This window comes from Georgenia sp. M64 (genome assembly GCF_038049925.1).
Lineage (GTDB): Bacteria > Actinomycetota > Actinomycetes > Actinomycetales > Actinomycetaceae > Georgenia.
Genome location: NZ_CP145809.1, coordinates 363,470 through 381,346 on the forward strand (window position 1 = coordinate 363,470; position 17,877 = coordinate 381,346).

17 protein-coding genes are annotated in these 17,877 nt (G+C 74.6%); 4 read left to right on the forward strand and 13 right to left on the reverse strand.

Features of this window, described 5'->3' with window-relative positions:
* The first annotated feature begins 131 nt into the window (after window positions 1-131).
* Window positions 132-314, forward strand: a complete 183-nt coding sequence (locus AAEM63_RS01605; protein WP_123916376.1) for a DUF1059 domain-containing protein — start codon at window positions 132-134, stop codon at window positions 312-314.
* 6 nt (window positions 315-320) lie between these two features.
* Here AAEM63_RS01605 and AAEM63_RS01610 read toward each other — a convergent pair whose 3' ends face one another.
* The 9 genes from AAEM63_RS01610 to AAEM63_RS01650 form a co-directional block, all read right to left on the reverse strand.
* On the reverse strand, window positions 321-1,457 hold the full coding sequence (locus tag AAEM63_RS01610; RefSeq protein ID WP_341359985.1) for an ATP-binding cassette domain-containing protein: 1,137 nt from the start codon (window positions 1,455-1,457) through the stop codon (window positions 321-323).
* Complete coding sequence (locus tag AAEM63_RS01615; RefSeq protein ID WP_341359986.1) at window positions 1,454-2,272, reverse strand: ABC transporter permease; 819 nt, start codon at window positions 2,270-2,272, stop codon at window positions 1,454-1,456. Before AAEM63_RS01615 ends, AAEM63_RS01610 begins: the two co-directional genes overlap by 4 nt.
* Window positions 2,269-3,063 (reverse strand): molybdate ABC transporter substrate-binding protein, encoded by a 795-nt coding sequence (gene modA / locus AAEM63_RS01620; protein WP_341359987.1) that lies wholly within the window; start codon window positions 3,061-3,063, stop codon window positions 2,269-2,271. The genes AAEM63_RS01615 and modA overlap by 4 nt, the downstream gene beginning before the upstream one ends.
* A 23-nt stretch (window positions 3,064-3,086) precedes the next feature.
* A complete protein-coding gene (locus AAEM63_RS01625) occupies window positions 3,087-3,491 on the reverse strand; it encodes a helix-turn-helix transcriptional regulator (RefSeq protein ID WP_341359988.1) in 405 nt (134 codons plus the stop codon).
* A 144-nt stretch (window positions 3,492-3,635) separates the two neighbouring features.
* Complete coding sequence (gene narI / locus AAEM63_RS01630) at window positions 3,636-4,409, reverse strand: respiratory nitrate reductase subunit gamma (protein ID WP_341359989.1); 774 nt, start codon at window positions 4,407-4,409, stop codon at window positions 3,636-3,638.
* A complete protein-coding gene (narJ, locus tag AAEM63_RS01635; protein ID WP_341359990.1) occupies window positions 4,406-5,104 on the reverse strand; it encodes a nitrate reductase molybdenum cofactor assembly chaperone in 699 nt (232 codons plus the stop codon). The genes narI and narJ overlap by 4 nt, the downstream gene beginning before the upstream one ends.
* Window positions 5,101-6,930 (reverse strand): nitrate reductase subunit beta, encoded by a 1,830-nt coding sequence (gene narH / locus AAEM63_RS01640; protein ID WP_341359991.1) that lies wholly within the window; start codon window positions 6,928-6,930, stop codon window positions 5,101-5,103. The genes narJ and narH overlap by 4 nt, the downstream gene beginning before the upstream one ends.
* Window positions 6,930-10,703, reverse strand: coding sequence for a nitrate reductase subunit alpha (locus AAEM63_RS01645; RefSeq protein WP_341359992.1), 3,774 nt, complete (start codon window positions 10,701-10,703; stop codon window positions 6,930-6,932). The genes narH and AAEM63_RS01645 overlap by 1 nt, the downstream gene beginning before the upstream one ends.
* 87 nt (window positions 10,704-10,790) lie before the next feature.
* Complete coding sequence (locus AAEM63_RS01650; protein ID WP_341359993.1) at window positions 10,791-12,017, reverse strand: MFS transporter; 1,227 nt, start codon at window positions 12,015-12,017, stop codon at window positions 10,791-10,793.
* Window positions 12,018-12,412: 395 nt separating this feature from the next.
* Between AAEM63_RS01650 and AAEM63_RS01655 the strand changes: the two genes are divergently transcribed.
* Entirely contained in the window at window positions 12,413-12,997 is a 585-nt protein-coding gene (locus AAEM63_RS01655; RefSeq protein ID WP_341359994.1) for a MogA/MoaB family molybdenum cofactor biosynthesis protein, read from the forward strand.
* A gap of 1 nt (window position 12,998) precedes the next feature.
* On the opposite strand, the gene AAEM63_RS01660 is transcribed toward AAEM63_RS01655, so the two are convergent.
* Genes AAEM63_RS01660 through moeB form a run of 4 tightly spaced genes read right to left on the reverse strand, consistent with a single transcriptional unit; the run spans window position 12,999 to window position 16,743 of the window.
* Complete coding sequence (locus AAEM63_RS01660) at window positions 12,999-13,658, reverse strand: NTP transferase domain-containing protein (RefSeq protein ID WP_341359995.1); 660 nt, start codon at window positions 13,656-13,658, stop codon at window positions 12,999-13,001.
* Between the two features lie 2 nt (window positions 13,659-13,660).
* Window positions 13,661-14,152 (reverse strand): cyclic pyranopterin monophosphate synthase MoaC, encoded by a 492-nt coding sequence (moaC, locus tag AAEM63_RS01665; protein ID WP_341359996.1) that lies wholly within the window; start codon window positions 14,150-14,152, stop codon window positions 13,661-13,663.
* The gene (gene glp / locus AAEM63_RS01670) at window positions 14,149-15,402 is read right to left on the reverse strand and encodes a gephyrin-like molybdotransferase Glp (RefSeq protein WP_341359997.1); all 1,254 of its coding nucleotides are present in this window, start codon (window positions 15,400-15,402) and stop codon (window positions 14,149-14,151) included. The genes moaC and glp overlap by 4 nt, the downstream gene beginning before the upstream one ends.
* A gap of 15 nt (window positions 15,403-15,417) precedes the next feature.
* Window positions 15,418-16,743 (reverse strand): molybdopterin-synthase adenylyltransferase MoeB, encoded by a 1,326-nt coding sequence (gene moeB, locus AAEM63_RS01675; RefSeq protein WP_341359998.1) that lies wholly within the window; start codon window positions 16,741-16,743, stop codon window positions 15,418-15,420.
* Window positions 16,744-16,827: 84 nt separating this feature from the next.
* Between moeB and AAEM63_RS01680 the strand changes: the two genes are divergently transcribed.
* A complete protein-coding gene (locus AAEM63_RS01680) occupies window positions 16,828-17,049 on the forward strand; it encodes a DUF2892 domain-containing protein (protein WP_341359999.1) in 222 nt (73 codons plus the stop codon).
* A 10-nt stretch (window positions 17,050-17,059) separates the two neighbouring features.
* Window positions 17,060-17,851 carry a sigma-70 family RNA polymerase sigma factor gene (locus AAEM63_RS01685; protein ID WP_341360000.1) on the forward strand — a complete coding sequence of 264 codons (792 nt, stop codon included), beginning with the start codon at window positions 17,060-17,062 and terminating at the stop codon, window positions 17,849-17,851.
* Window positions 17,852-17,877 lie beyond the last annotated feature (26 nt).

The window sequence follows — 17,877 nt, forward strand, 5'->3', positions numbered from 1 at the left end:
CGACCGGCGACTGGGACGGCACAGGTGATCCGTCCCGGATGGTGGGAATTCACCGTTGACCGGTGGACGGCGAGGGCGGACCATCGAGGTGCGGCCGGCCGGGGAGTCCCGGCCCCGCCGAGGAGGCCGACATGGTCAGGAAGGTCGCGGACTGCCGGGACACCCCGAGCGTCATGGGGTGCACCCTCACCATCTCGGGTGAGGAGGAGGAGGTGGTGCGGGCCGCCGTCGAGCACGCCATCTCCGTCCACGGGCACGAGGACAGCCCGGAGCTGTGGGACGAGACGCGCCGCACCCTCAAGGACGAGGTCTAGGGCCTCTCACGCCTGGAAGATGGTCACCTCGGCCGTCTTGACGCTGAAGACGGCCTCGGTGCCCGGGGTGAGGTCGAGCGCGGCCACGGAGGCGGGCGTGATGTCCGCCGCGAGGACGTGCCCGGTGGCGGTGGTGCCCCGGACCCGGACGAGGTCGCCCTGGCGCTCGAGCGCGCCCACCCGCACGGGCAGGGCGTTGCGCGGGCTGCCCCCGGGAGGTGTCCGGTGCACCGAGACGGCGCGCGGCCCGAACGTCGCGGCGACCGCCTCCCCCGGTGCGCACCCGGCGTCGACGAGCCCGTGGACGACGAGGGCCGGCGCGCTCGTCCGGTCCGCCGCCGTCCCGGTGGCCGGTGCGATGACGGCGTCCTCGTCGTCGGCGAGGTTGCCCAGGACGAGGTTGACCCCGGCGAGCGCGGCGGCGAAGCGGGACCGTGGACGGGTCAGGACCTCCCCGACCGGCCCGGTCTCCACGACCGTCCCGCCGTCGAGCACGACGACGTCGTCGGCGACCGCGAGGACGTCGAGGAGGTCGTGGGTGACCAGGACCGCCGTCCGGCCGGAGCCGCGCAGCACGTCGCGCAGCAGGTGGCGCATCTCGGCCGCGGAGCCGACGTCGAGCGCGGAGAGCGGCTCGTCCAGGAGGACCACCTCGGGGTCGGGTGCCAGCGCCCGGGCCAGCGCCACCCGCTGCGACTGCCCACCCGAGAGCGCCGCCGGTCGCCGCCCGGCCAGGTCGGCGCACCCGACCCGGTCGAGCAGCGTCAGGGCCAGGCGGTCCGCCTCCCGGCGCCCCGCCCCCGCCGCGCGCGGCCCGAAGGCGACGTTGTCGAGCGCCGTGAGGTGGGGGAAGAGCAGGGGGTCCTGGGCGAGCAGCGTGACGCGGCGGTCGTGCGGCGGCGCCCAGGCGCGCGGGCCCGCGACGAGGCGCCCCCCGACGTGGACGGTGCCGGACGACGGCGCCGCCAGCCCCGCGACGAGCGCCAGGAGGGTGGACTTGCCCGCGCCGTTCGGGCCGAGCACACCGAGCACGCGCCCCGGCCGGGCCTCGACGTCGAGCCGCACGCCCCGGGCGGCCACCTCCGCGTGCACGGCCACCGCCGGGTGGTCGCCGGCCGGCGCGCCGGCCCGCGTGCCGTTCACCGTCGCGCCCGGTGGGTGGCCAGCACGACGACGACGGCGACCGCGACCAGCAGGACCGACAGGGCCAGGGCCGCCTCGGGGTCGGTCTCGCGCTGGAGGTAGATCTCCAGCGGCAGGGTCCGGGTGACGCCCTCGAGGGAGCCGGCGAACGTGAGGGTCGCACCGAACTCACCGAGGGAGCGGGCGAACGCCAGGGCGGTCCCCGAGCCGAGTGCGGGCAGCAGCAGAGGCAGGCTCACCCGCCGCAGGACGGTGGTCGGTCGGGCCCCCAAGGTCGCCGCCACCTGCTCGTAGCGTCCGCCCGCCGTGCGCACGGCGCCCTCGAGGGACAGGACGAGAAAGGGCAGGGAGACGAACGCCTGGGCGAGGACGACGGCCGCGGTCGAGAAGGCGATGTCCACGCCGAGCGCCTCGAGCCGGGCGCCGAGCAGTCCTCGCCGGCCCAGGGTGGCCAGGAGGGCGAGGCCCGAGACGACCGGCGGCAGGACGAGGGGGAGGAGGACCAGGGTGCGTACCACCCGCAGCCCTGGCAGCCGGGTGCGGGCCAGGACGAGCGCGAGCGGGACGCCCAGGACGACCACGATCGCGGTGGCCGCCGCGGAGGTGCGCAGGCTGAGCCCGAGGGCGGCAAGCGCGGAGTCGGTGGTCAGCAGCTCGGGCAGACGGTCCCACGGCACCCGGGCGAGCATGCCGAGGACCGGCAGGGCGACGAGCGTCGCAGCGACCGCGGCGGGCACGAACACCCAGCGGGGCAGCCCGGCGGTCCGTTCGTCGGGCCGTAGCGCGCCGACCTCGCGCGGGGCGTGGCCGCTCACGGCAGCGTGAAGCCGGCGTCGGCCAGGACGGTCCGGCCGGGCGCCCCCGTGACGGCGTCGAGCCACAGCGCGGCGAGCTCGGGGTCGCCGCCGGTCACGGCCGCCGCCGGGTAGCGGTTGAGCACGTCCGTCGAGCCGGGGACGTCGACCACCTCGACGGCGCCGCCGGCGCGGCGGGCGTCCGTGGCGTAGACGACCCCGGCGTCGGCCTGCCCGGAGGTGACCTTGCCGAGGACGTCGGTGACGGCGGACTCCTCGCTCACCGGTGCCAGCGTGACGCCGTCGCGCCGGGCCAGCTCGGCCGCGGCGGCCCCGCACGGCACCTGGGGCGCGCAGACGACGAGCGCGGCACCGTCGAGGTCGTCGAGGCCGGTGACCCCGGCGGGGTTGCCCGCCGGCACCACGAGCACGGGGGAGTTCTCGGCCACCACCACCGGGGCGGCGACGGCGCCGTCGTGCTCGGCCCGGGCCATCGTCGTCTCGTCGGCGGTCATGAGCACGTCGGCCGGGGCGCCGGCGAGGACCTGGGCCACGAGGTCGGCCGACCCGCCGAAGGAGAGGGTGACCTCGACCGAGGGGTGGGCCGCCTCGACGGCCGCGGCGAGCTCCTCCACGACCTCGCTCAGCGAGGCGGCAGCGAGGACGACGAGCTCGCCGGCTGCCTCGCCGGTGCTCCCCGCAGCACCGGCGGAGGACCCACCTGCGCCCTCGTCGCTCCCGCCGCCCGTGCAGCCCGCCAGCGTGGCCGCCACCACGGCGAGCAGGGCAGCGACGCGGCGTTGCCCCCTCACGCGCGCCCGGTGCCGGTGCGTCGTCACGCGTGCCCAGGGACGGTCTCGACGATGACGTTGGTGGCCTTGACCACGGCCGTCGCGGTCGAGCCGGGCTCGAGGCCGAGCTCGGTCGCGGCCTCCGCGCTCATGAGCGAGACGACGCGGAACGGCCCGCACTGCATCTCCACCTGGGCCATCACCGTGTCGGCGACGACGCGGGTGACCAGGCCGGTGAAGCTGTTGCGCGCCGAGCGGCTCACCCCGGCGTCCCCGGCGGGCTGGGCGGCCAGCTGCTGGGCGTGCCGGGCGAGCTCGGCGCCGTCGACGGTCTTCCGGCCCGCGGCGTCCGCACGCGCCGTCAGCCGGCCGTCGTCGACCCAGCGGCGGACGGTGTCGTCGCTGACGCCGAGCAGCCGGGCGGCCTCGGAGATCCGGTAGTGCGGCACAACGGCAAGCGTACTGCCGCAGCTGCGGCGCCAGTGAGCGGTTCTGTGTCGCGGGTGCGGGTGCGGGTGCGGGTGCGGGTGCGGGTGCGGGTGCGGAGTGTGCGGTTGTGCGGGTGTTCGGGCCCGGGTGCGTCTGCCCCGCCGTTAGTTCCGGGTGCTCGTCGGGCGGTTCCGGTCGCGGGGCCGGGTCGAGGGCTCCCAGCCACGGCGCGGGTCCCGCGTGGTGGTCCCGGCCTCGCGTGAGCGGTAGACGATGTACGGCCGCGTCGAGTACTGCACCGGCGCCGAGAAGGCGTGCACCAGCCGGGTGAACGGCCACACGAGGAACAGCAGGAACGCGGCCGTGATGTGGAGCTTGAACGGCAGCGGGACGTCCGTCATGAGCTCGGGCTGGGGCTGGAAGTACAGCAGCGAGCGCAGCCAGGGGGAGATGGTCTCCCGGTAGTCGTAGCCGTGCCCGTCGCCGAGGAGCTGCAGCTGGACGGTCGCCCAGGTCCCGAGCAGGATCGGCAGGGCCAGGAGGACGTACATGGCCTTGTCCACCCGCGTCGTCGCGAGGAACACCGGGCCGGTGCGGCGGCGGCGGTAGATGAGGATCGCCAGCCCGACGATGGTCATCACCGCGGCCACGGACCCCATGTAGGTGGCGATCCAGTGGTACCAGGTCTCGTTGAAGCCGACGGCCTCGGTGACGTCCTTGGGGATGAGCAGGCCCATGAAGTGCCCGAGCCCGACGAAGATGATCCCGAAGTGGAACAGCGGTGAGCCCAGCCGCAGGATCGTGTGCTCGTAGAGCTCGGACGAGCGCGTGGTCCAGCCGTACTTGTCGTAGCGGTACCGCCAGATCATGCCCACGACGAAGACCGCCATGGAGACGTACGGGAAGACCACCCACAGGAGGATCTCGGTGGCACTCATGCCCTCACCCCTTCGTGACTCGCCCCGCCCGGGGCGAACGGCTCCAACGGTCCGAGCGCGCTGAGCCCCACCATCTCGGTCGGTGGCCCGGCGGTGATGAGCTGGAGGAAGCGGTCCTCCACGTCGGGCGTCGGCCGGGGCAGCACCATGCACACCGCCTCGACGGCGGCGGCGTACGGGCTCCCGAGCGACGTCAGGGCCGAGCGGAGCACCTCCAGCCCCTCGCGGTGCGCGGCGAGCAGCGACGTGCCGATCTCGGCGTCGCCCACGGCGGCGAACTCGAGCGTGATCGGGAGGAAGTCGGGCAGCTCGTCGCGGTCGACCTCCCACCCGCCGGCCCGGTAGGCCTCGACGAAGCGCACGAGCGCGCTGCCGCGGCGGCGGGTGTCGCCGGTGTGGAAGTAGGACAGGTACATCGAGCACTTGCGCCTGAGGTCGAACGTGGCCACGTAGTGCCGGGCCGCGGCGTCGCCCTCGCTGCCCAGGAGGTGCTCGGCGACGGTCAGGAGGCGCTCGCGCACCTGTGGCGGCAGCTCGCCGACGCCGTCGCGGACCGCCGCGACGCGGCGGAGCTGGTCGGCGCCGGGGTAGTCCAGCAGGACCGACGCGGCCATGAACGTCACCGCCCGCTGCTCCGCGTCGACCGCCACGGTCGAGAGCCGAGGGAGCGCCGGGACGCGCGCGGGGCCGCTCATCGCCGGTCCTCCGGCCGCTCGTCCCGGCCGGGGCCCACGCCGGGCTCCTCGGGCCGGGCGCCGGTGGCCCGGGTGCCGCCCGCCTCGTGGAGCGGGTCGCCGCCGGCGTGCGGGGCGTCGGGCCCGGAGCCGGGCGCGGCCTCGGGGTCGGTGACGTCGAGGCTGCGCGGGTCCCGGCCGGTCTGGACGTCCGGCGGGAACAGCCCGTCGGTGCCGCCGCGGCCGTCCCAGTTGAGGAGGTTGACCCTCGAGCCGCCGGTGGGCACGTTCGGCGAGTCCGCGGTCTGCCGCTCCTTGAGGGCGTGGAACGTCTCCACGCTCACCGGCGTCGGGTGCCCCGAGGAGGTGCCGAACGGACCCTGACCGCCCATGCCCGGCCCGCCGTCGAAGTCCAGCGAGCAGGCCATCTCCTCCAGCCCGCGGGCGATCTCGGCGTGCGTGGTGGGGATGACGTAGCGGTCCTCGTACTTGGCGATCGCGAGGAGCCGGTACATCTCCTCGACCTGGGCGCCGGTCATGCCGACGGCCGCGGCGATCTCCTCGTCGCCCGGGTCGCCCATGTTGATGTCGCGCATGTAGGACCGCATCGCCGCCAGGCGGCGCAGCACGCGCTCGACCGGTGCGGTGTCGCCGGCCGTGAACAGCTCGGCGAGGTACTCCATGGGGATCCGCATCGTCGAGATGGCGGTGAGCAGGGTGCGGGCGTCCTCACCGTCGTTGCCCGAGCCGGTGACGACGTCGACGACCGGGCTGAGCGGGGGGATGTACCAGACCATCGGCAGGGTGCGGTACTCCGGGTGCAGGGGCAGGGCCACCTCGTACTCGGAGATGAGCTTCCAGATGGGGCTGGCCTGGGCGGCGTCGACCCAGTCGCGGGGGATGCCCTCGCGCTCGGCCGCGGCGATGACCTCGGGGTCGAACGGGTCGAGGAAGACCGAGCGCTGCGCGGCGAGGAGGTCGTGCTCGTCCTCGACGGCGGCCGCCTCGCCCACCCGGTCGGCGTCGTAGAGGACGAGGCCGATGTAGCGCAGCCGCCCGACGCACGTCTCCGAGCACACCGTCGGCAGGCCCACCTCGATGCGCGGGTAGCACATGGTGCACTTCTCGGCCTTGCCGGTCTTGTGGTTGAAGTAGACCTTCTTGTACGGGCAGCCGGTCACGCACATGCGCCACCCGCGGCACTGGTCCTGGTCGACCAGGACGATGCCGTCCTCGGCCCGCTTGTACATCGCGCCCGACGGGCACGACGCCACGCACGACGGGTTGAGGCAGTGCTCGCAGATGCGCGGCAGGTAGAACATGAAGGTCTTCTCGAACTCCATGTGGACCTGCTCGTTCATCTTCTTCAGGATCGGGTCCATCACCGCGATCTCCTGCGACCCGCCGAGGTCGTCGTCCCAGTTGGCCGACCAGGTGATGGACGTGTCCTCACCGGTGAGGAGGGACTTGGGGCGCGCGACGGGGGTGGTGCGCTGGTTCGCCGGGGCGGACAGGAGCATGTCGTAGTCGTACGTCCACGGCTCGTAGTAGTCGTAGATCGTCGGCATCTTGGGGTTGGAGAAGATCGTCGCGAGCTTCTTCAGCCGCCCGCCCGCGCGGAGCTTGAGCTTGCCCCGCTTCGTGCGGACCCAGCCGCCGCCCCAGCGCTCCTGGTCCTGGTAGGTGCGCGGGTAGCCCAGCCCGGGCCGGGTCTCGACGTTGTTGAACCACACGTACTCGGTGCCGGTGCGGTTGGTCCAGGCCTGCTTGCACGTCACCGAGCAGGTGTGGCACCCGATGCACTTGTCGAGGTTCATCACCATCGACACCTGTGCCATGACCTTCATCAGTACTCGACCTCCTGGCTGCGACGGCGGATGACCGTCACCTCGTCGCGCTGGTTGCCCGTCGGGCCGGTGTAGTTGAACGCGTAGGACAGCTGGGCGTAGCCGCCGATGAGGTGGCTGGGCTTGAGCAGGACCCGGGTGAGGGAGTTGTGGATGCCTCCGCGCCGTCCGGAGGTCTCCGTGCGGGGCACGTCGATGGTCCGGTCGGTGGCGTGGTGCATGTACACCGTCCCCTCGGGCATGCGGTGCGAGACGACGGCGCGGGCGACGACGACGCCGTTGCGGTTGTACGCCTCGATCCACTCGTTGTCCTTGACGCCGACCTTGGCGGCGTCCTGGGGGGACATCCAGATGTTCGGCCCGCCCCGGGAGAGGGAGAGCATGAAGAGGTTGTCCTGGTACTCGGAGTGGATGGACCACTTCGAGTGCGGGGTGAGGTAGCGCACCGCGACCTCGGCGAGGCCGGCCGAGCCGTCGGTCGCGTCGGCGCCGCCGGTGGTCCGGGCCCCCGGGACCGCGTCCCCGAAGAGCCGGTGCATGTCCAGCGGCGGCCGGAACACCGGCAGGTTCTCCCCGATCTCGCTCATCCAGTCGTGGTCGAGGTAGTAGTGCTGCCGCCCGGTGAGGGTGTGCCAGGGCTTGAGCCGCTCGACGTTGACGACGAAGGCCGAGTACCGCCGTCCGCCGTGCTCGGAGCCGGACCACTCGGGCGAGGTCACGACCGACTGCGGCCGGGACTGGACGTCGGCGAAGGTGATCCGGGTGCCCGCGTGGTCGCTGGAGAGGTCCGCGAGGCGGGTGCCGGTGCGCTTCTCCATGAACTCGAAGCCCTGGGTGGCCAGGCGCCCGTTGGTGGTGCCGGAGAAGGCGAGGATCATCTCGCAGGCCTTGGTGTCCTTGTCGAGGAGGGGCCGGCCGGCGGCGATGCCGGACGTCGCGCGGCCGTTCTTCTCCCCGAGGGCCCGGACCTCCTCGGTGGGGTCGAAGGAGACCCCCTTGGTGACCATCCCGACCTTGTCCGTGAGCGGACCGAGGGCGTTGAACTTCTCGAGGATGTTGGGGTAGTCGCGCTCGACGACGACGAGCTTGGGCATCGTCACCCCGGGCGTGGGCGGGAGCAGGTCCATCGCGGCCACGGCGCCGTGCGGGGTGGCGAGCTCGTCGGGGGTGTCGTGGGCGAGCGGCGCGGCGACCACGTCCCTGCGCACGCCGAGGTGGCCGTGGCTGAGCTCACCGACCCGCCGTGCGAGGGACTGGAAGATCGCGTAGTCCGAGCGGGTCTGCCACGGCGGGTTGATCGCCGGGGTGAACGCGTGCACGAACGGGTGCATGTCGGTGGAGTTGAGGTCGTACTTCTCGTACCAGGTCGCCGCCGGCAGCACGACGTCGGAGAACAGCGTCGTCGAGGTGTTGCGGAAGTCGATGGTGGTGAGCAGGTCGACCTTGCCCTCGGGGGCGTCCTCGCGCCAGACCATGTCACGCGGGCGCCGGTCGGGGGTGGACTCGGCGGCGCGGACGGAGGCCTCCGTGCCGAGGAGGTGCTTGAGGAAGTACTCGTTGCCCTTGGACGAGGAGCCGAGGAGGTTCGAGCGCCACACGGTCAGGACGCGGGGGAAGTTCTCCGGGGCGTCGGGGTCCTCGACGGCGTAGTGCAGCCGGCCGGCCGCGAGCTCGTCGACGATGTGGGCGGGGACCTCCTTGCCGGCCGCGGCGGCCTCGTCCGTGAGGTCGAGCGGGTTGCGGTCGAACGTCGGGTAGGAGGGCATCCAGCCGCGCCTGCTGGCCTCGACGAGCGTGTCCGCCGTCGTCCGGCCGGCGAACGCGCCCGTCGCGAGCGGCGAGGCGAGGGAGTCGGCGGGCAGGCCGTCGTAGCGCCACTGGTCGGTGGCCAGGTACCAGAACGCCGTCGCGATCATCTGCCGGGCCGGGCGCTGCCAGTCCAGGGAGAACGCGTACTGCGACCAGCCCGTGATCGGCCGGACCTTCTCCTGGCCGACGTAGTGCGCCCAGCCGCCGCCGTTGACGCCCTGGCAGCCGGTCATCGTCACCAGGGCGAGGAAGGTGCGGTAGATCGTGTCGGAGTGGAACCAGTGGTTGGTCCCGGCGCCCATGACGATCATGGACCGGCCCTGGGAGCGCACGGCGTTGTCGGCGAACTCGCGCCCGATGCGGGTGGCGGCCACCGCCGGGACGCCGGTGATCTCCTCCTGCCAGGCCGGGGTGCCCGGGGTGGAGGCGTCGTCGTAGCCGGTGGGCCACTGCCCCGGCAGGCCCGGCCGGGCGACGCCGTACTGGGCGAGGAGCAGGTCGTAGACGGTGGTGACGAGCCGCCCGCCGACCCGCCGGGCGGGGACGCCGCGGCGCAGGACGCCCGACCCACCGAGGTGGGCGCCGGTCTCCGAGCCGGGCTCGGGGGTGAGGTCGAAGCGGGGCAGGTCGACGGCGACCGGCTCGGAGCCGGCGATGTCGGCCAGCGACAGCAGCGGGTCGGTCTCCCCGAGGTCGAGGTTCCACCGCCCGGCTCCCTCGGGGCCGAAGCGGTCCCCGAGCGTGCCGTTGGGGACGACGGGGGTGCCGGCGGCGTCGAGGAGGACGGTGCGGAAGTCCGGGTGGGCGCCGTCGGCGAGGTGGCCGTGCTCGGCGTCGCCGGCGAGGTCGGCGGCGGTGAGGAACTTGCCCGGCACGTACGCGCCGTCGCGCTCGTCGAGGCTGACGAGGAAGGGGGAGTCGGTGTAGCGCTTCATGTACTCCACGAAACGCGGGGTGCGGTCGCGGACGTGGAACTCGCTGAGGATGACGTGGCCCATCGCCATGGCCAGGGCGCCGTCGGTGCCCGGGTGCACGGCGAGCCACTCGTCGGCGAACTTGGTGTTGTCGGCGTAGTCGGGGGAGACCGCGACCACCTTCTGACCGCGGTAGCGGGCCTCGACCATGAAGTGGGCGTCGGGGGTGCGGGTGACCGGGAGGTTCGAGCCCCACATGATGAGGTAGCCGGCATTGAACCAGTCCGCGGACTCCGGCACGTCCGTCTGGTCGCCGAAGACCTGCGGCGACGCCACGGGCAGGTCGGCGTACCAGTCGTAGAAGGACAGCATCGAGCCGCCCATGAGGGAGTAGAACCGGGACCCGGCCCCGTAGGAGACCATCGACATCGCAGGGATGACGGTGAAGCCGGCCATCCGGTCCGGGCCGTAGGCCTTGGTGGTGTAGACGTGGGCGGCGGCGACGAGCTCCTCGACCTCCTGCCACGTCGCCCGCACGAGACCGCCCTTGCCGCGGGCCGCCTTGTACTGCCGGGACCGCTCCGGGTCCTCGACGATGTCGCCCCACGCGAGCACCGGGTCGCCCAGGCGGGCCCGGGCCTCGCGGTACATCGTCAGCAGTGTCGAGCGGACGTACGGGTAGCGGATCCGGGTGGGGGAGTAGGTGTACCAGGAGAAGGCGGCGCCGCGCGGGCAGCCGCGGGGCTCGTACTCGGGTGAGTTCGGCCCGACGGTGGGGTAGTCGGTCTGCTGGGACTCCCAGGTGATGATCCCGTCCTTGACGTACACCTTCCACGAGCACGAGCCGGTGCAGTTGACCCCGTGCGTGGAGCGGACCACCTTGTCGTGGGACCACCGGTCGCGGTAGAACGCGTCGCCCTCGCGCCCGCCGGTGAGGAAGAGCTGGCGCAGGTCCTCCGAGGCCTCACCCCGCCGGAGGAACGTGCCGAGCCTGAGCAGCGGGTTGGTCTCCCGGTCGGTGGCGGGTCCTCGGGGCGTCGTTGCCGTCATGTCTGGCGTCCTTCCAGGGCTGCGGTGGGGGGTCGCGCCGGTGTCGGTCTCGGGGTGGGCCTCGTGTGGGTCGTTCGGTGGGTCTCGTCAGCCGTGCGCGTTGCGGCGCACCGGCCACCAGGTGAAGGCGGCGACGCCGATCGCCGTCGCCGCGAGCAGGAGCAGGCCGCCGGTGTAGTCGCCGGTGGTGCTGTAGAAGGCGCCCATGACCAGCGGCGGGAAGAACCCGCCCAGGCCGCCGGCGGCCCCCACGACGCCGGTGACCGACCCGACCTTCTCCGGGGGAGCGACCCTGGCCACGAGCGCGAAGCAGGCGCCGGCGGCCGAGCCGAGCATGATGCCCATGGTGAGGAAGGCGATGCTGCCGAGCGGCATGAGGGCGAGCTCGGCGGCCGCCACGAGCGCCATCACCGCGGTGACGACGAAGTTGACCACCAGCACCGGGATGGGGTGGAACCGGTCCGAGAGCCAGCCGCCGACGGGCCTGGCGAGGACGGCGAGGACGACGAAGCCGGCGGTGCGCAGCGCGGCGTCGGCCCGCTCGAGGCCGTAGGCGTTGACGAGGTAGGTGGGCAGGTAGACGCTGAAGGCGACGAAGCCGCCGAAGCCCATGGCGTAGATGAGTGAGAGCTCGAGCGTGGAGGGTAGCTTCAGCGTGGCCCACGTGCGGGCGACGAGCGAGCCGGCCGGCCGGCCCAGCCCCGGCGCGTCCCGGATGAGGGCGCGCGCCGCCACGGCGTAGGCGACGAGCAGGACCGACACGAGGATGAACGGTGCCGGGAGACCGAACGCGTCGGCGATGCCCACGGTGGTGAACGAGGCGACGGCGGTGCCGACCGTGCCCATGCCGAAGATGCCCAGCGCCATCCCGCGCCGCTCCGGCGGGAACCAGCGGTTGACGAACGGGATGCCGATGGCGAACGTGGTGCCGCCCAGGCCGAGGAAGAACCCGCCGATGAGGAGCGTGACGAAGCTGCGCGCCACCAGGCCGGTGAAGAGGGTGGGCAGCACGGTCAGGAGGGTGACCACCGGGAACATCGTCCGGGCGCCGAACCGGTCGGTGAGGGCGCCGACCGGGATCCGGCCGAGGGAGCCCACGATGACGGGGACGGCGACGGCGGCGGAGACCTGGACGGCGCTCAGCTGCAGCTCGTCGCCGTAGGTGGAGCCGAGCGGCCCGATGAGCGCCCAGGCCCAGAAGTTGAGCATGAAGCCCAGCGTCGCCATGAACAGCATGAGGTTGGCCCGGCCGGGGTCGCCCGCCGGCCTCGCGCGCCCGGTGCGGGCGGCGTCGGGTGAGCTGGGTGCCGTCACAGAGGCCTCCGTCGTTGGATGGTCGGCTCATGCGGTTCCCGCCACACGCTAGCGGGGCGGAGGGCGGAGAGCCATAGGGGTCCAGGCTGTGCGCCGGCACGCTGCGCGGAATGCCGGAACCCTCGCACGGGGCACCTCCGGATTCTCCGCGGCCTGGTCGGACGAGGCGCCGACATGCGGCTTTGCCGGCGCCTGGCAGCGATTATGCACGGCCCCGGCCGGTTGTGAAACCAGCGCGGGCGTGTCCCGTTTTATGTGATGGCTGCCTTTTCTAAATCATTCAACCAAGCGATTTCTTCCGTATTTCTCACGCCCCCACGGGCGGTCGGGGACGACGTCCGGGCGACGTCGACGGCGGGCCTCGACGCGGCCCCACGTCCCGCTACGGTGTCCCGGTGGACCATCACGACGGCGACCGGCCGAGCTCCCGGCCGGGGGGCCGGACCGCGGGGGCGGCAGCGGCCGCCGGCCCGCCGCCGACCGTGCGCGGTGCGGTCGTCACCGTCTCGGACCGGTGCGCGCGGGGGGAGGCCGAGGACACCTCCGGACCGCTGGCCGCACGCCTGCTCGCCGAGACGGGCGTGCTGGCCGAGGTCACGGTGGTCCCCGACGGCGCCGAGAGCGTCGCCGCCGCGCTCACCGCGGCCCTGGCGGCAGGCGCGCGCGTGGTGCTCACCACCGGGGGCACCGGGGTGGCGCCCCGCGACCGCACCCCGGAGGGGACCCGCCAGGTGCTCGTCCGTGAGCTGCCCGGCATCGCCGAGGCCATCCGGGCGCGTGGTGCGCGGACCGTGCCGGCGGCCGTGCTCACCCGAGGGCTCGCCGGCATCGCCGAGGGCGCCGCGGGGGAGGCGCTCGTGGTCAACGCCCCGGGCTCCCCCGGCGGGGTGCGCGACGTCGTCGCCGTCCTCGCCCCGCTCGTCCACCACGTCGTGGACCAGCTCGGCGGCGGCGACCACCCCCGCCCACCCCAGGGCTGAGTCAGGCCGGTGGCGGTCCGGCGCGGCCGGGCCCCGGCCGCCCCTCGAGCCGGTCGAGGTCGGCCCACGTGTCGACGTCGGCGGACTCCTCGCCCACGGCGCCGACCAGGACGATGTCGAGGTCGCCCAGGACGCTGCGCACGGAGCGGCCCCGCGTGCCGGCCGGGCCGGCCACCGCCGCCCGCAGCGACGCGGTGCGGTACACACCCGTGAGCCACTGGGCCGATCCCGCCGCGTCGACCAGGCACGCGCCGTCCCCACCTCCCGCTCCGGGAGCGCCCGCCGGGACGGCGCCGGCGGCCGCCGCGCGGAGCCGGTCGACCGCCGTGCCGGCCCGGGGCGCGTCGCACGCGAGCACCGCCGTCCAGGGCGCGGCGCCGTCCGTCAGCGCCGCGAGGCCCGCGGCGAGCCCGGCGACGGGGCCGCCGAGCGGCGGGTCCTCGAGGGTGCGCACGACCCCCGGCGGGACGGCGACGTCGTCGGGAGCCACGACGACCACGCGGCGGGCGCCGTCGACGGCGTCCAGGACGTGGTCGAGGAGCCGGCGCCCGGCGAGCCGGACCTCGGGCTTGGAGGCCCCGCCGAGCCGCCGCCCGGTGCCGCCCGCGAGCACCACGGCGTCGAACGGCTCGGCGTGGTCGGACCGGGCGTCGCGCGTCACCGTCAGGCCTCGGGCCGGCGCCAGTCCCCGGACCGGCCGCCGGACTTCGCGACCACCTTGACCCCGGTGATCTCCGCGGAGCGGTCCACGCCCTTGACCATGTCCACGACCGCCAGCGCCGCGACCGAGACGGCGGTCAGCGCCTCCATCTCGACGCCGGTCCGGTCGGCGGTGCGGACCGTGGCGGTGATGCGCACCCGGTCGGGGGCGAGCTCGAGGTCGACGCTGGCGCCGTGCACGCCGATGGTGTGCGCGAGCGGCAGGAGCTCGGGCGTGCGCTTGGCGGCCGCGATGCCCGCGATGCGGGCGACGGCCAGGACGTCGCCCTTGGGCACGGTCCCCTCGCGCAGGGCGGTCATGACCGTGGGGGAGCAGCGCACCTCGCCGACGGCCACCGCCTCGCGCACGGTGGGCTGCTTGGCGGTGACGTCGACCATCCGGGCGTGGCCGGCGTCGTCGAGGTGGGTGAGCCTGAGGGGCGGGGTGGTGGTCACGGCACCATCATGACGCTCACCGCGTCCCCCTCGTGGATCTCCTCGACGTCGTCGCCGACGACCGCCAGGGCGTCCGCGAGCGCCAGGCTGGCCACGAGGTGCGAGCCGGAGCCGCCCGCGGCGGCGGGCCGCACACGCACCGACCCGTCCGACCCGTCCGGCGTCTCCACGACGACGGGGATGTACTGGCGGCGCCCGGCCGGGCACCGCCACCCCTGCGCGGCGACGGCGGTGACCGTGGGGCGGGCGCCCCCGGCCACGAGCGCGCGCATGCGCGTCAGGGCCGGGTGGACGAACACCTGGAAGCTGACGAACACGCTCACGGGGTTCCCGGGCAGGGCGAACAGCGGCACCGGGCGCTCGCCGTCGCGCAGCGCGCCGAAGCCCTGCGGCTTGCCGGGCTGCATCGCGACCTTGTCGAAGGCGACGTCGCCGAGGGGGGCCAGGACCTCCTTGACGACGTCGTAGGCGCCGGCGCTGACCCCACCGGTGGTGACGACCGCGTCGACCTCGCCCAGCCGGGCGGCGAGGAGGCCGCGCAGGGCGTCGGGGTCGTCGTCGACCGCGCCGAGGAGCACCGGGACGCCCCCCGACTCGAGCACCATGCCCGCGACGAGGACGGCGTTGGAGTCGGGGATCTGACCGTGGGCGAGCGGGGCGCCGGGGGCCACGAGCTCCGACCCGGTGGAGAGCACGCCCACGCGCACGGGCGGGTGGACGAGGAGCTCGCCGTGACCGGCGGAGGCGGCGGTGGACAGGTCCCGCGCGCGCAGCGGTGTGCCGGCGCGCAGGACGACCGTGCCGGGGGCGACGTCGTCGCCGGCCCGACGGACGTGCGAGCCCGGGGGGACCGCGCGGCGGATCTCCACGGCCGTGGGGAGCGGGTGGGGACCCGGGGGGACGTCGGTGTCCTCGACCGGCACGACGGCGTCCGCGCCGGGGGGTACCGGTGCGCCGGTCATGATCCGCACGGCGGTGCCCGGCCGGACCTCGGGGCGCTCGCCGGACCCGGCGGGGAGGTCCGCGACGACCGCCAGCCGGACCGGGCCGGCGGCGGTGGCGGCACGGACGTCGGCGGCCCGGACCGCGAAGCCGTCCATGGCGGAGTTGTCGAACGGTGGCACCGCGACGACGGCGCGCACGTCCTCGGCCAGGACGCACCCGTGCGCCCCGGCGAGGGGGGTGCGCCGCGGCGTCGCCGGGCCGACGGCGGCCAGCACCCGTTCGAGGTGCTGCTCCACGCTGATCATCGCTCGGTCCTCCGGTCAGTAGGTGGGCAGGGTGGGGTCGACGTCCGCGACCCAGGCCAGGACCCCGCCCCGGACGTTGACGGCCCGCGCGCCGGCGTCGGCCAGGGCGCGGGTGGCCTGGGCGGAGCGCACCCCGCTGCGGCAGTGCACGAGCAGCTCGCGCGAGACCCCGCCGGGGTGGGCGAGGTCGAGGCGGTGCAGCGCACCCTCGGGGTCGGCCAGGACCTCGCCGAGCGGGATGCCCACGGCGCCGGGGATCGCGACGACGGTGCGCTCCGCGGCCTCGCGGACGTCGAGGAGGACGAAGTCGTCGTCCCCCCGCTCGCGGGCCGCGAGGCGACGGGCGAGCGCGGTGGCGGTGATCTCCGGGCGGTCGGCGGCGTCGTCGGCGGCCGGCCGGGCGGCGCCGGCGGGCAGGGCGCACCAGGCGGCGCCGGTGCTGCCCTCGGGGCTGCCGGTGGGGTCGTACCCGATCTCGGCGCGGGTGCGCGGCGCGGTCCCGGCGGGCCGCGGGCGCAGCGGGAGCTCCGCCCACCGGGCGGTGAGGACGTCGAGGACGAGGACCCGGCCGAGCAGGGTCTCGCCGCTGCCGGTGACGAGCTTGACGGCCTCGGCCGCCATGACCGAACCCACCTGGCCGCACATGGCGCCCAGGACCCCCGCCTCGCCGCACGAGGGTGTCGACCCCGGTGGGGGCGGAGCGGGGAAGAGGTCGCGCAGCGTGGGACCCGCGGGGGTCTCGTCGGTGGCGGGGTCGGTGGCGGCGGGGCGGGCGGCGGCGGTGACGGGGCGGGGCGCCGCCGCCGTGCGCGGCCGGGACCAGAAGACGGAGACCTGGGCGTCGAAGCGCAGGATGGACCCCCACACCAGCGGCACGCCGAGCTCGGCGCACACGTCGTTGACGAGGTAGCGCGTGGGGAAGTTGTCCGTCCCGTCGAGCACGAGGTCGTAGCCGGCGACGATCTCGCGGGCGTTGCTCGCGTCGAGGCGCACGTGGTGCCGCTCGACCGTGACCTCGGGGTTGAGGTCGCGCAGGTGCTCGGCCGCGGAGTCCACCTTCGCCCGACCGACGTCGGCGGCGGTGTGGAGGACCTGGCGCTGGAGGTTCGAGACGTCGACGACGTCGTCGTCGACCACCCCGAGGTGGCCCACCCCCGCCGCCGCGAGGTACAGCAGGGCCGGCGAGCCGAGTCCCCCGGCACCCACGACGAGCACCCGGGCGGCGAGGAGGCGGCGCTGCCCGTCGTCGCCGATCGCGCCGAGCAGGAGGTGGCGCGAGTAGCGCTGGACCTGCTCGCGGGTCAGGGGCGGCCCCGGGTCGACGAGGGGGGACAGGCGCATGGCCTCACTGTAGGCGGGAGGCTGTATCCCTCTGCGCCCCTCGTGCGTCCATGAGAGGTCAACCGCTCTGCGAGGAGGAGAACCATGAAGAAGAACATGAGCGACACCGACCGCAAGGTCCGCGCCGCCGTCGCCCCCGTGCTCGTCGTCGCCGGTCTGCTGGCCGGCCCCGGCGGCGCGCTGGCGATCACCCTGTATGCCGTCGCCGGGATCCTGCTCGGTACCGCCGCCGTCGGCTTCTGCCCGGCCTACGCCCTGGTGGGGTTCAGCACCGCACGGACGACCCGGACCGCGCCGGCGCGCTAACGTCGCCGTGGTGAGCCTGGATGCGTCGCTCGCGGACGAGGTCCCCGGTCTGCTGCGCTACGCCCGCGCGATCACGCGCGACCCGCACCGGGCCGAGGACCTCGTCCAGGCGACGCTCGTGCGGGCGCTGGAGCGGCGCGAGTCGTTCCGTGGCGACGCAGCGCCGGCGACCTGGCTGCACCGGATCCTCCACAACCTCGCCGTGGACGCCGCTCGGCGTGACCGGGAGGAGCCCAGCGACGCCGTCGCCGACGCGGTCGAGCGCAGCTGGCGCGACGACGCCTACACCGTGGACGCCGCGAGCGTCGTCGAGCGCGCCGAGACCGCGGAGGAGCTGCGGGACGCGCTCGTGCACCTGCCGTTCATCTACCGGGCAGCCGTCGTCCTGCACGACGCCGAGGGCATGACCGTGGCCCAGGTCGCCGAGATCCAGGGCGTCGGCCTGCCGGCGGCGAAGCAGCGGCTGCGCCGGGGCCGGATGATGCTCGTCAGCGAGCTCGCCCGTGGCCACGAGCGGCGCGAGGCGCTCGCCGGGGTGCCGCTGCGGTGCTGGGTGGCCCGCCGTCAGGTCTCGGACTACCTCGACGGGGAGCTGCCCCGTGGCCAGCGGGTCGCCGTCGAGCGGCACCTCGAGGGCTGCCCGACGTGCCCGCTGCTGTACACCGCGCTCGTCGGCACCCACGCGGCGCTCGGGGTGGTCCGGGACCCCGACTCGGTGGTGCCGCCGTCCACGGCCGCCCGCATCCAGCGGCTCGTGGGCGACGGCGAGCGGGTACGACGAACGCCACCCGTGGGGAACTAGATGCATGCTGCATGTACCTGTAAGTT

Excerpts from the sequence above, each read along its gene's own strand:
- AAEM63_RS01605 (WP_123916376.1), top strand. The coding sequence starts at position 132 with ATGGTCAGGAAGGTCGCGGACTGCCGGGACACCCCGAGCGTCATGGGG.
- narI (WP_341359989.1), bottom strand. The coding sequence starts at position 4,409 with ATGAGTGCCACCGAGATCCTCCTGTGGGTGGTCTTCCCGTACGTCTCC.
- narJ (WP_341359990.1), bottom strand. The coding sequence starts at position 5,104 with ATGAGCGGCCCCGCGCGCGTCCCGGCGCTCCCTCGGCTCTCGACCGTG.
- narH (WP_341359991.1), bottom strand. The coding sequence starts at position 6,930 with ATGAAGGTCATGGCACAGGTGTCGATGGTGATGAACCTCGACAAGTGC.
- AAEM63_RS01645 (WP_341359992.1), bottom strand. The coding sequence starts at position 10,703 with ATGACGGCAACGACGCCCCGAGGACCCGCCACCGACCGGGAGACCAAC.
- glp (WP_341359997.1), bottom strand. The coding sequence starts at position 15,402 with ATGATCAGCGTGGAGCAGCACCTCGAACGGGTGCTGGCCGCCGTCGGC.
- moeB (WP_341359998.1), bottom strand. The coding sequence starts at position 16,743 with ATGCGCCTGTCCCCCCTCGTCGACCCGGGGCCGCCCCTGACCCGCGAG.
- AAEM63_RS01680 (WP_341359999.1), top strand. The coding sequence starts at position 16,828 with ATGAAGAAGAACATGAGCGACACCGACCGCAAGGTCCGCGCCGCCGTC.